Genomic DNA, 12,164 nt, shown 5'->3' with positions numbered 1-12,164 from the left:
GATGACAGAGAATCGTATCTTGCAACAGATACAGTTTTTGACTGAAGTTGACAAGCTGAAGAGCGTATACAGACAATCTTTTTTGATTAACAAGTCTCGAAACGAAAACGATGCCGAGCACTCGTGGCACTTAGCTATGATGGCGATGATTTTGCGTGAGCATGCCAATGAGGAAGTGGACGTGACACATGTAATGAAGCTCGTCCTCATCCACGACATCATTGAAATCGATGCAGGTGACACGTTTGCGTATGATGAGAAGGGGTACCAGGACAAAGAGGAACGTGAAAAAGCAGCCGCTGACAGAATATTCTCGATTCTGCCAGAAGATCAGACGAGAGAAATTCGCCAGCTATGGGATGAGTTCGAGGAACGTGCAACACCCGAAGCAAAATTTGCTCATTCCATTGACCGCCTTTCCCCACTAATACAAAATTACTATACCGAGGGTGCAACGTGGCGCAAACATCAGGTGACCAGAGATATGGTTATTAAGCGCTGCGGAGTCATTGCAGACGGTTCAAAAGCATTGTGGGAGTTTGTCGAGGACTTGATCCGACATTCCGTGGAAAAAGGATATTTACTGCCGTAACACCAATTGAATATAACGACCAGCTTCATGCAAGACCCAATAATTTTGTCTGGGACCGTTTATATAAAGGTTGTCTGCGGCTTGTGTCATACGTTTCACCCGATCCCTGTCATTCATGACATGCGCACATAGACCCATGATCATCCACGGGTAGGAGTCTTTGATTTCGAATAATTCAAAGTGCGGGAAGCCACCTATTATTTTGTTGTACAGGGAAATCGCTTGTGAACTGGAAGACTCGATAATCTCATAAACAAGGGGAAAGGCCTGACTTGTTGCATCGGGATACCATTTTGTCCAGGTCGGATAAGTTGATCCATAGATTGCAAAAGAGTTCGTTTTTTCTTTATAGGTACGATTGATTCCTTGTTTACAAGCGAGGGCGCATTGTTCAGCAAGATGGGCATTTTTCCGATCATTCATCAGGTGGAATAATTGACTAGCATCAATCAATCCTTGATATACTTCACAATTGTCCATCAGGTATTTCACTTTATAGGAGTGCTTAGCCCAGGTCAGCCCATCTGGGCACTGGAGTTTGCAAAGCGATTGTAAAATTGATGCAAGCTGGTCACGAATGGCCATAAACCAGTGCAGATCTTCCGATTGTTTGATGTACTCATACAAAAGAGAAAAGAACGTCGCATGATAGCTGTCCTCGCTGTCTGCAGTTCCCGTGTCAATTTCGTGTGGATAGCGGTAGCGATAGTCATTTACATACCCGTTCGGAGAAACATGTTTGAGATACCACAGCAGGTGCTGCTTGACTGGCTCACAATCTCCTATTTCTGTTAAAGCAAGCAGTCCAAGGTTCGTAAAATAGGGATTAATCACTTCACTGTCAGGCGACAGGCGGAAGGTCCCGCTGGGTAACTGACACTTATGTATAAAAACTTGTTGATTTTTAATTCGCCGATCTCTGAACAAATCGTTTCACCCCACAATAAAGACCCTTGAGAGCAAGGGTCTTTTGCATGTATGAGAATCATTTATCCGATCATTTCGAGAACCATTAATGTAGTGAGTAAACGTTTTTGCGCTTCTTCTGGTGTCTTGCCTGTTTTGACTATGCGCTCGGACTGGTATTCGATTTCAGCAAAAAAAATACCGTTTTTTTCATAGATGTGCATGTTCTCAACTCCTCACTCCATACACCATTTCCTCATTGTATGCAAAAGTGGGAAAAAAGATGTCTGGAACCTGTCACCAATTGTCAAGAAGGGTGATGAAGTTGAGTACGTCTATTTGGGCAAAAACTGCAAAACAAAGGCAAGCATTCCGGCTGCAATCAGTGGACCGACTGGCACACCACGGAAAAAAGTGACGCCAACAATGGTTCCAACGAGCAGCCCATTGACAATCAAAGGGTTTCTCGTCATTAATTGAACGCCATGCCCACCCAGAAAAGCAACGAATATGCCAATCCCAATGGCCAGAATCGAATGCCAATCAGAAAATGTTTTCAGAATGGCTTCGGGAGTGATTTTACCACTGGCAACAGGTGCAAGCACGCCAATCGTCAGGAGGATAATCCCGAATTTGAGACCATGCTGCTCAAGTATCGGGAACATTCGCTCCACGTGCAAAAGCCGGAGTAGCAGAAGAAAAGCAACGGCGATACTGATTTCGTTATTATTGCCGACGATTCCTAAGCAAAGTAAGATGAGTAAAACGATATTGGTACTGTCCATTCGAGAGAGTAGCTCCTTTAATCCTGTTGAAATCATGCTGGGATTTACTCCAACATACCTACCGGAAAGCCAAGTGACTCCTGAGATCCCTCAAAGTGACCCCAAGCAAAAACACCATTGAAATACTCAATCGTAAATGGCAAATCGTGTCCATGTACCTTGTATGGTTTTCCAATAAAAAAGTCTTTTGTCCCTACAAAATACGATTTTGCCATGAAAAATTTCTGCTCCAGGATACCGAAGCCTACGAGATCACCTTTAATTTTTTTCTCTTCGGCCTCTTTTAATAGTGTTTCCATTTCCATTTGTAATTCTGCCAATGTCATCTGACTGAATAATCGCATTGAGACAACCTCCTTATCCTCGATATTGATTGTAACAAGAAAAAGGAGGTTATGCGATTGGAAGCGAATTTTTTTAAGAGTTTGGGGCCCCGCCCGACGATGCTCAGGACGTGCGAGTGTCGACGATGCAACACGGATGTTGCGTTTAGTCGACCGCCAGCGATAGCTTGTGTCGGGTGGGTATTGCACGATTGGAGAGGTGGAGGATAACATGTCGTCGAAGCGGTTTGATTTGACAGGAAAGACAGCGATTGTGACAGGAGCAGGCAGAGGGATCGGCAGAACTTTGGCGGTTGGACTTTGCGAAGCAGGGGCACAAGTGGCACTTGTTTCAAGAACCCGTACCCAGTTGGATGAGCTAGTGGATGAAATTCATGAAATGGGTGGCAAAGCAATTGCGATTGAAGCAGACATCACACAGGCAGGAAGTCATGAGGATATTGTGGCCCAAACCATTGATCAGCTTGGTGGACTGCATATTCTCGTCAATAATGCCGGAATGAACATACGTACCAAGGCGCTTGATGTATCCGAAGAAGATTGGAATCGAGTGGTCGATCTTGATTTGAAAGCTACCTTCTTTATGGCGCAAGCTGCAGGGAAAGTCATGTGTGAGCAGCAATATGGAAGAATTATCAACATCACATCTGTCGCAGGCCTGGTGGCACTTCGCACTGGTGTTGCCTATGGTGCTAGCAAGGCTGGGGTTATTCATATGTCCAAAGTCTTGACACTGGAGTGGAACAAGTTCGGAGTTACCGTTAATACGATTGCTCCCTGGTATTTCCGCACCCCGTTGACCGAGAAGCTTCTGGATGATCCACAATTTGTCCAAGAAATATTAAGTCGTACGCCAATGGGACGGATTGGTGATCTGGAAGATTTGGTGGGTCCGACAATCTTTTTGGCTTCCGATGCCGCTGCTTATATTTCTGGGCAGACCATTGCCGTTGACGGCGGGATGTCTACTTTTGGATTTTAACAATATTTCTAGCTGTATGAACCCGAGTGTTGTGAAACCTCGGGTTTTTTGGATCGTCATATGGGATGACGAGAGTAAGAGTGAGGCGATCAAACTGTGAAGATAGGGAAATGCATATCTGTTTTATTGGTTTGTTTTACTTTAGCTGGATGCCAGTTAAGCAGTGAAACAAATCAACAGGTGAATCAAAAATCACCCAGCAATGTTCCTGTGAAGCAAAAGGAAAATTACATGGTTGTCAAAAAACAGGCGTTTGTATACCCCACAACCAACGAGGGAAAAGAATTGTTTCCATTAGAAGTGGGAAAGGTTGTCAAAGTGGAAGAAGCGCAAGAAGAGTGGTACCAAATTGAGTTTTTCCCTTATGCAGAGCCGATTGAAGGGGAGAAATGGGTAAAAAAAGAGGCGTTGGCTGAATATGATCCTCAACTGGTTAAAGAGGGGTATTTGAAACAAGATGCACTGATCTATGATGAACAAGGTATCGTCAAGGAAAAAGGTCAGCGTAACATCATTTTTATCGTGGGAGAAAAGGGAGATTTGTACGAGATTAATGCTCCCGGCGGAATCTGGGGGTTTATTCGCAAGTCGGATTTTGAGCCCAATCCGTTCCGTAAATTTGATGATGGTGAGGTGAAGTAGGTTGTTTCAGCAGTTGGAGTGGTTTCCTGTATCTTCTTTTGTGGATAACAGGAGCATGGAAAGCGAGATACTTCATGGACAACAGACAGGGAATAAAACCGAAATACTATTAGAGGTTATAAATGACACGAAAAATTACATCGTTCGGGTTGTGAAGAATTCTGTGAATGAGCCTAAAGGACAATACAATGTATTTCTATTAGAAAGAGAAAAATTTGTACCGTTCCAAATAGTGGATGATAGAGATTATTTCTATGCGTTATATTGCAAAAGTACATCAGATCGTGAACTACTGCTAGAGTATGTAACCGAGTGTATTAACCTAGTGAATTTATTGACAACCAACTACATCGAATGGAAAAAAACCTACCGAGATGAAAAACAGATCAAACTGCCATTTATCTGGTGTCTTGTTGGGAATATCGTGGATTATCGGCTGTTCGGCGAGAAAAAAGAATGGCGTAAAGGAACCAAAATGTTCTCAGCCGGAACAAAAGTATACTGTTTTCCTGTTTTATGGGGAGACGGGTATGAAAGCATTAAAGTGATTGGCAGACCAAGAGGAGCAACCAAATTAGTAACAACTATTATGGTATCCAAGCATATCACCAATTGGAGAATGCAAAAGGTTTACAGTTCGTACATCATTAAAACTATGTTGGCGAAAAATGGTTGGAAGATTAGTGATGAGTCTCGGGAAAATATTATGGAGATGCTTACTTGGGTACCAAACCGAACGGAATGAAAAAAAGTGATAACATAGCTTTACATTTTAATCGGATAAGCTAAGCACAAATTGAAAGCTAGTAACTGCCTTTCGGATATTCCAGTTCGATTCTATAAAAACACCGTAGAAATACTGCATTTAAAACTATACATGCGATTATCTTCTTCTAGATACCACTTTGCTGAGTGTACATCGATGTCAGAGTAAAAATGTCAGAAAGAGATTCATATCCAGTTGACACCGCCATTTTAATCTAACAATAACAAATTTTGATTTTAAAAAAGTTATTTTGAAATGTAATGTCTGTATTTACTGATAGAGATAAGAAAGGTACAAAGCATGCAGAAAACCAGGATCATTGCTTGGAAGTCAATTGATTTATAAAAGATATAGGTGTTGGTAACTTTCCAGATTCCAAATAGGACCCAAAATACTGTGAAGAAAATACTGGATAACCAAAAAGCTTTCAACATTAGCACCTACTTTGACTATTTTTATTAACACAACGGTAAGTCAGGATAGAATGGCTGCAGATTGTTGTTAATGTTTACGTCTTTTAGATTGATAAAAAGTAGCAGCTAATAAAAATAGAATAAATCCGATAAAGACAAGCATAGTCCATCCAGTCTTATCAGTCCATCCTGTCTTATCAGGCCAGTCAAAAAAATAAATCCCAGAAAAAATTATGAGGAATATAATAATTTCTTTGAAAATTTTCCTCAATCTAATCTACTCCTTTTAATTTTTAAAGTTTAACAAAAAGGAGGCCACTTTTTACTGATTTTTACGGAGTGGTATTAGAAAAATTTCAAAGGTTTTCTCATTAACAAAACACACGATTTGATAAATGGAGGGGATAAAGAATACAAGCGTAATTCGTTAGAACAAATCGTGGGAAAGAAGCTTTGCATTGAAAACAACGAAGATTTGGAGCTTATGTAACAAAACAATAAGTATCTAAAACGGGAGGGGTAGAATATGCTTGGAGAAATTTGAAGATGTAGACGAGTTATTTGAGCATTACACCGAAATGCGCAAAAAAAAAGACTACCAAATATTATTGGCAGCCGCTTTTGGACACATGGATTGTGAAAGATAGTTAGTTACTTTGGTATAACAACGATCATTTCTTTTCCCCAATTTTGTTTGTACTTTACTATGCAATTAAACGCTTCGGATACGATGCGAAGTGGGACAATAAAAGTAGTGTTGTTATAAAGTTTTGCTTTCCCTGAAGATGTGATCACTCGTTCATTCAGGGAATAACGATTACTATCAACAGAAACTCGCAAAGTAGAATTGCCCTTCGTAACCGTGATACTTTGTGTCGGTTCATCCCAGGAGATACTGGCACCAAGTGCATCTGATAGGGCGCGTATAGGTACATATGTTGTTCCATTTTCGATCCAAGCATGCGTTTCAACTCTTTGATTATTAACCATTAATAGCAAGTTGGAATCCTGAATCGGCGCAACACTATCATATTCAAGAGGCAAAATGACCTTGAGCTTATTTGATTCTGGAATCGGGATACTTGGACCAGCATTGGGGATTTCAAATGATGCTCGAACAAACTGCCCGGGAGCAAGCACTAACTTCTGATTAATATTGGGGTGTTTTTTGTCGGAAAAGTCTAGCATTTGTTCTTCAAGAGGCCAAACAATTGAACCATAGTCGCCTGTCCATTCAAAATTAGGGTGTTTTTTGACGGAAGGGTCTAGCATTTGTTCTTTAAAAGGCAAATATACATTACCACTTCTGTCTACCCATTTAAAATTAGTAGCCGTTGCTTCTCCGACATTTACAAGTAAGGTATCCAAATGAAGAATTGAGCCTTGGTAATTGGCAGCAATAACATCTACAACAATAAATGCCTTGGGCTCGTCCTTTTTACCTATTTTGAACGTGTAAGTAGGTTTAATATATGCGCCCTGTAAATCTGCATTACTGGATACACCTGGTACAAGTTCAAATTGGAAACCCTGACCCTCTGAAAAATTTTCGGCATGTGAATCCACTGGTTTAAAAAAGTTATGTTCACCATGTTCATATACTATCGGTGAAGCACTTATTTTCTTTCCCTTTTTATTATAGAGATCAATGGTTGCGTGAAAATCATGAACTTCATATCTAGTAGTGTTTTTTACATATATCATGGCAGAGGCGTATCCAGATAAATCGTCGTATCTCAATTCAGTCATTACTATTTTTATTGGATCTTTTGTATCGTTCGGCCCTAAAGCAAACCCATAAGATGAGAAAAACAAAACAATCAAAATCATCATGAGGAATATTGATGTTAACCGTATTGTTTTCATAATTATAGACACTCCTGTCTGAATTTGGGCTGTAAAAGTTTAGCTAAATATTATAAATACAACAATAAACGTCAATAGTCCTTTTAATCAAATAGTACTTAATTACTACTAACTTAGGCAATGCGTACTCTGGATAGTAAAAAATACAAAACAAGTGAAGCTGCCAGTTGAGCCTGACGACCAAAAGAGGTGGGTGATCAGAGATAAAGAAGTCGTGGAGTTCTGATTATACAAAACATTACTTGTGATAAGTGGGAGAAGGAAGAGAAGAATTGATACCTGATGTATAAAAAGGAAGGTAATAGAAAATGCCCCGAAAAATCGGGACATAGAAGTTCAATCTTATGTCGGCTTTACTACAGGCAGGCGTGGCTCTAAAATTTTAACTCCTGACATCGATTGAATATCATCAACAGGATCTTCTGCAGCAAAGCTTACACCCGGCAGGATAAAAGTGAGAACTAGAACTGAGAATAAAATCTTTTTCATGTTAATCACCTCCATTTATTTAGTACAAAGAGAAAATAACATTTATTCCCATGATACTCTGTAGTGCATATTACAAAATAAAATCATTTTTTTGTAGTCAAGGGGAAAGTGCATGAAAAGCAAAGGGGATCACCGCTTAACAAAAGAGAAATTATGTAAAACGTGGGATAAAGCTTATTAAGCTATCGGGAATCAAGAGATCAATATAATAATGCTAGAAAGACGATGACCTTACCTATTTTATAAGGTAAAGTAAGTAAAATGGAGGAACGATGAGTAAAAAAGATTTCCTAATTGAACTAGATGAAATTATAAAAGATAGGATGTTCATCGGGAAAAGTATTGAAGACTTGAAAGAAGATTTTTAACTTAATTTCAGATATTCATTCAAAGTTGCCATTTCAAGGTCAGATTGAAACTATAATAAACCTTGATCCAATTATTGAACAATTTCTCTCTTATCCTTATCATGATGGACTTCCGTTTGATGAAGTACCAGAGGTGGAAACCTCACAAGCGAATCCAGCTAAAGTATTTTTACACCGAATTGAAAAAAAGTATGAATGCATATAGTAATTTCGTTAATTTAGAGGGGGTTTTATGGTAATCACTTGGTTGCAAGGAGGTCCTTTTCTAGAAGTTAGTTTCTTATTTCAGCTCAAAGAAAATAAAAAGGCTACTGTGACAGAAATAATAAATAAGTTATCCGAATCGCCGTATAAGATAAAAATTGTAGATGACAACATCGAAGAAGTAATTTCCTCATTTGTAAAAGGCTATCCATATGATGAAGAGGACCCAAATACAATATATATTCACTCAGTAGAACTTAGGTTATTTATTGAAATATCTAGGGAAAGAAAGGTGTCTTTAATTATTGAACAAATTTCTTCAGATTCAATTATAGTTGATTTTCACTTTTACGGAGATAAAGATGATGCTCCAGAATGGAATCAAATAGGTGTAAAAGAAGAAGAGTATACGTATTTTAGGAATTTTTTAATTAGTTTGTTTAGTATTTATGATTTCCTCATTGGAGGAATATCATGGGAGGAAGATATAAGGTTTTTATTTGATTGCAATGAAATTGCTCCTAACGAATGTTATCGTAATGAAAATCTTTCACCTGAATATTTCTTGAAACATCCTTCTTGTTTTACAGAAGTTATCTGGAACGAAAAAGTTAAAAAAATTGGTGATATTCCGTACCCTAATATAAAAATTAAAAATAATGGAATACTTATAACTTTTAAAGAATTATGTTCATTATTTCACTAACGGAGATCAAGAGCTTAAAAACTAAAACACGAGGCTGCCACAGAGCTGATCGGCGGCATTACTGCGTTAATGGGTAGAATAGAGAAAAGTAACAGAAAGACTTGGAGAAATTAAGAATGACCATTCTTTGCTGTCTTCTGATCGACTAATAGATGAGGAGTGCTCCTTTTTGACAAATAGTAGATTGAATCCCAAGGTTGATGAATTTCTAAGTAAAGCTAAAAAGTGGCAGGAAGAGTATGAGAAGTTGAGGAATATCGTTCTTGACTGTGAGCTGACCGAAGAATTTAAGTGGATGCATCCTTGTTACACGTTTCAGAATAAAAACATAGTTTTAATACATGGATTTAAAGAATACTGTGCGCTTCTGTTTCACAAAGGTGCCTTGTTACACGATGCCCATGGTATTCTAATCCAACAAACGGAGAATGTTCAGGCGGCGCGCCAGATTCGGTTCACCAATGTTCAACAAATAGTTGAAATGGAAACCATCTTGAAAGCCTATATTCATGAAGCCATTGAAGTTGAAAAAGCCGGTTTGGAAGTGAATTTTAAAAAGAATACAGACTTCATAATTCCTGAAGAACTTCAAAATAAATTCGATGAAATCCTTGCCTTGAAAACTGCTTTTGAAGCATTGACGCCGGGACGGCAAAGAGCATACATTCTTTATTTTTCTCAAGCTAAACAATCCAAAACTCGAGAGGCAAGGATTGAAAAATACATGCAAAAAATTCTCGATGGAAAGGGATTAGATGATTAGTGTTTTCGTTGAGTTAACGTTTGTTGAGGAGCAGGTGCTAAATCTGCTCCTTTCTTCGTTGCTGAACTATTGGTCAGTAATTCGTAACATTACCATCAATATACCGTCTAATAGTGCATGGGAAAGACCAACAAATCAGGATATTTTTAACTATAGTAAGTAGATATTGAAAAGGAGGTGGTTGGAGTGAAGAAAAAAAGGTTCCTTATCCTGTTACTTTTTGTAATTGGAGTGGGTTACTTTGGAATAAATTTTTATCAATTAACTCTTACAGATCAAATTTATGTTGGTCAAATGGGAATGATTAATCCTGATCTAGTTGTAGGTAGGGATGATCGATTCCCTAATAGTAGTACCCCAACTCTCGATGCCCAATTGTTATTTTCAGTTTGGAATCGTATAGGAAGTGCAAATGGTGGCACGCAAAGATTAGTAGTGAAGGATCTCAACGGCAACATCGCATTAGATCTTGATGTAACTCATCGCGGATATTCTACTGTTGTGAATTTGCATCCCATCCAACAAAAGATGGGAAAATATCGACTTACTTGGTACGTTAGCGGTAAAGCTATCGCAGAGAAAGAAATCATAATAGAGTGAGTAAAACTGGTTTTTAGGGGATTTATTATTGTACGTACAGTATGTATATAATTACGATGCCAAGATCAGCTAACATATGACTTAAAACGGGAGCAAACAGCGAATGTGAACGATCGCGAATCCATCCCCATAGTACTCCAGCAGTGTAAATAGAAAGCGCAGCAACAACGCAGAACGGCCAATTGAATATCGGAATAATGACTACAAGATGATAGGCTGTGAACCACAGAGAGGTTAACAGTAAGCTTCGTATTGAGCCCGGGGCTTGTCCGTTTCTACTTTGTAGGTAGCCTCGCCAGTAAATCTCTTCTAGAATTGGATTAAGTAACACCAGTACGACCAACAGAAGCCCAGATTGGTTACCGGAAAAATGCCACTTCTCTAGCAGGCTTCTTAAGTGTTTGACATCGAAGAGCATGTCGTGCAAAAAATAAGCACCAATCAACAGTGCCAAGGTGAAAGAAATGCCCAATCCGAACCCAATCAACGCTTGTCGGGCAGTCACGGTCAGTCCCCAAATACCGACTGCTTGGCTCAGGCTTTGTTTTTGGACCACAAGATGATCGATTAAAGGTACAACCGCCAACCAGCTAAAAAAGAGAGCAAATGTAAGTGTTACGCTATGCGCAACATGAAGGCCGATAGCAACTAATACCGTTGGGGCAAGCCCAATTACTACATAACGGTTCAAGATGATTCACCTCAGTAGTTTAATTTCCAAGATGCATACATCATACTCGTGATTTACCTTGTTCGATAGTACTAATATAATGTAGTACCTTCGGGATTCGACCAACTACATTGCTAAGATAACGGGGGTTGAAAGCTTAATTAACAACAACATTATTCTCAAACAAGATGTAAGATTAGTGTTGCAAAAATGATTTTTGGTTTGTTTCTCAGATCTTCTTTAATTTCAACATCTTAGGATGATATACACAACGGTAATTATGTTAATGAAAAAAGGCAGTCTATTTTATGACTGCCATGGAGAACGTGTTATTTACAATGTGGACGAACTTTCTTTTTGGTTAAAACAGACTGTGCATCCCTTACCGCTCTAGCAAATACCAAAGGTTTCTCATTCTTTTCATAATGGATATACCAAATGTTTGGTTTAGTGAATAACCAGTGATTATGCAGAGCTGTAACCTTTATACCGTGCTTGCGAAGACGGGAGATGAAAGGATTTATCTCTCGGGTAAGGATAACTGTTTCTCCGAGACAAAGTGCGCGGCAATCTTTCCCAATACTCTCAAATGAGTGTAGTTGCGGGATAGTGAGAGGTGATCTTGAGCGTTTTCCTAAAATTGTTGGCTTAATGTTAGTACGTAAGGCCTGTGCAGTACAAACACCGTTAACAATTGTTGGTGTTGCACGAAGAATTGCTGAAAAGGCTCGGCAAAGTGAATTTATCGACATTAACAACATCCCCCCCTTAATCAGATACCTTTAGGGTATGTTGAGCTTATTTTCGTAGTATAGGCGATCAACTCAGAGTAAACGACTATTTTCAAACGAATATTTTGAAGTTCATGATGTGGAATTCCACTTACTATCTGAAAAAGAGTTAGATAGTAAGAGTCTAACGAAAAAAATTTCAACTTTAAGAAGTGTTTTAGATATTTTTCAGTATGTCAGAGAAAATCTGAATGAAAGCACCTCAGAATCAACCACTAAGGACGAAGCGAAATCATAATCCGAAAGAAATAGGATAATGTGGAAAATGGGAAATAGG

General features: G+C 38.9%; 16 protein-coding genes. 7 read left to right on the top strand and 9 right to left on the bottom strand.

The genetic code is table 11. The annotated features are described in order from the left end of the window. Position 1: 1 nt before the first annotated feature. Complete coding sequence (locus ACPW7N_RS00345) at positions 2 to 592, top strand: HD domain-containing protein (protein WP_425648996.1); 591 nt, start codon at positions 2 to 4, stop codon at positions 590 to 592. Here the strand turns inward: ACPW7N_RS00345 and ACPW7N_RS00340 are convergent. From ACPW7N_RS00340 to ACPW7N_RS00325, 4 genes are all read right to left on the bottom strand, one after another. Then, positions 581 to 1,519: a hypothetical protein gene (locus ACPW7N_RS00340; protein WP_425648995.1), complete on the bottom strand. Its 939-nt coding sequence runs from the start codon at positions 1,517 to 1,519 to the stop codon at positions 581 to 583. The two genes, ACPW7N_RS00345 and ACPW7N_RS00340, sit on opposite strands and share 12 nt — an antisense overlap. Positions 1,520 to 1,581: 62 nt before the next feature. Then, positions 1,582 to 1,722 carry a hypothetical protein gene (locus ACPW7N_RS00335; protein WP_425648994.1) on the bottom strand — a complete coding sequence of 47 codons (141 nt, stop codon included), beginning with the start codon at positions 1,720 to 1,722 and terminating at the stop codon, positions 1,582 to 1,584. A 111-nt stretch (positions 1,723 to 1,833) separates the two neighbouring features. Beyond that, positions 1,834 to 2,283 (bottom strand): DUF441 domain-containing protein, encoded by a 450-nt coding sequence (locus ACPW7N_RS00330; protein WP_425648993.1) that lies wholly within the window; start codon positions 2,281 to 2,283, stop codon positions 1,834 to 1,836. A gap of 44 nt (positions 2,284 to 2,327) precedes the next feature. Then, complete coding sequence (locus ACPW7N_RS00325) at positions 2,328 to 2,627, bottom strand: DUF1811 family protein (protein ID WP_425648992.1); 300 nt, start codon at positions 2,625 to 2,627, stop codon at positions 2,328 to 2,330. A gap of 211 nt (positions 2,628 to 2,838) precedes the next feature. Between ACPW7N_RS00325 and ACPW7N_RS00320 the strand changes: the two genes are divergently transcribed. The 3 genes from ACPW7N_RS00320 (at position 2,839) to ACPW7N_RS00310 (ending at position 4,996) form a co-directional block, all read left to right on the top strand. Continuing rightward, positions 2,839 to 3,609 (top strand): SDR family NAD(P)-dependent oxidoreductase, encoded by a 771-nt coding sequence (locus ACPW7N_RS00320; protein WP_425648991.1) that lies wholly within the window; start codon positions 2,839 to 2,841, stop codon positions 3,607 to 3,609. 96 nt (positions 3,610 to 3,705) lie between these two features. Beyond that, positions 3,706 to 4,251 (top strand): hypothetical protein, encoded by a 546-nt coding sequence (locus ACPW7N_RS00315; RefSeq protein ID WP_425648990.1) that lies wholly within the window; start codon positions 3,706 to 3,708, stop codon positions 4,249 to 4,251. 55 nt (positions 4,252 to 4,306) lie between these two features. Beyond that, a complete protein-coding gene (locus ACPW7N_RS00310) occupies positions 4,307 to 4,996 on the top strand; it encodes a hypothetical protein (protein ID WP_425648989.1) in 690 nt (229 codons plus the stop codon). 522 nt (positions 4,997 to 5,518) lie between these two features. Here ACPW7N_RS00310 and ACPW7N_RS00305 read toward each other — a convergent pair. The 3 genes from ACPW7N_RS00305 to ACPW7N_RS00295 all read right to left on the bottom strand — a co-directional run bounded on the left by ACPW7N_RS00305 (position 5,519) and on the right by ACPW7N_RS00295 (position 7,785). Then, positions 5,519 to 5,593, bottom strand: coding sequence for an LPXTG cell wall anchor domain-containing protein (locus ACPW7N_RS00305; RefSeq protein WP_425649264.1), 75 nt, complete (start codon positions 5,591 to 5,593; stop codon positions 5,519 to 5,521). A 488-nt stretch (positions 5,594 to 6,081) separates the two neighbouring features. Next, positions 6,082 to 7,296, bottom strand: coding sequence for a copper amine oxidase N-terminal domain-containing protein (locus tag ACPW7N_RS00300; RefSeq protein ID WP_425648987.1), 1,215 nt, complete (start codon positions 7,294 to 7,296; stop codon positions 6,082 to 6,084). A gap of 342 nt (positions 7,297 to 7,638) precedes the next feature. Further along, on the bottom strand, positions 7,639 to 7,785 hold the full coding sequence (locus tag ACPW7N_RS00295; protein ID WP_425648986.1) for a hypothetical protein: 147 nt from the start codon (positions 7,783 to 7,785) through the stop codon (positions 7,639 to 7,641). A 600-nt stretch (positions 7,786 to 8,385) separates the two neighbouring features. On the opposite strand from ACPW7N_RS00295, the gene ACPW7N_RS00290 reads away from it, so the two are divergent. The 3 genes from ACPW7N_RS00290 (at position 8,386) to ACPW7N_RS00280 (ending at position 10,426) form a co-directional block, all read left to right on the top strand. Continuing rightward, on the top strand, positions 8,386 to 9,063 hold the full coding sequence (locus ACPW7N_RS00290; RefSeq protein WP_425648985.1) for a hypothetical protein: 678 nt from the start codon (positions 8,386 to 8,388) through the stop codon (positions 9,061 to 9,063). A 169-nt stretch (positions 9,064 to 9,232) separates the two neighbouring features. Continuing rightward, positions 9,233 to 9,826: a YdeI/OmpD-associated family protein gene (locus ACPW7N_RS00285; protein WP_425648984.1), complete on the top strand. Its 594-nt coding sequence runs from the start codon at positions 9,233 to 9,235 to the stop codon at positions 9,824 to 9,826. 186 nt (positions 9,827 to 10,012) lie between these two features. Beyond that, the gene (locus ACPW7N_RS00280) at positions 10,013 to 10,426 is read left to right on the top strand and encodes a hypothetical protein (RefSeq protein ID WP_425648983.1); all 414 of its coding nucleotides are present in this window, start codon (positions 10,013 to 10,015) and stop codon (positions 10,424 to 10,426) included. Positions 10,427 to 10,451: 25 nt separating this feature from the next. Here ACPW7N_RS00280 and ACPW7N_RS00275 read toward each other — a convergent pair whose 3' ends face one another. Both ACPW7N_RS00275 and ACPW7N_RS00270 read right to left on the bottom strand, forming a co-directional pair. Next, positions 10,452 to 11,117 carry a CPBP family intramembrane glutamic endopeptidase gene (locus tag ACPW7N_RS00275; RefSeq protein WP_425648982.1) on the bottom strand — a complete coding sequence of 222 codons (666 nt, stop codon included), beginning with the start codon at positions 11,115 to 11,117 and terminating at the stop codon, positions 10,452 to 10,454. Positions 11,118 to 11,425: 308 nt separating this feature from the next. Next, entirely contained in the window at positions 11,426 to 11,848 is a 423-nt protein-coding gene (locus tag ACPW7N_RS00270; protein ID WP_425648981.1) for a DUF1259 domain-containing protein, read from the bottom strand. Positions 11,849 to 12,164 lie beyond the last annotated feature (316 nt).

The organism is Brevibacillus nigriterrae (genome assembly GCF_049846925.1).
Lineage (GTDB): Bacteria > Bacillota > Bacilli > Brevibacillales > Brevibacillaceae > Brevibacillus_H.
This window is presented reverse-complemented; position numbering and strand designations above follow the sequence as displayed.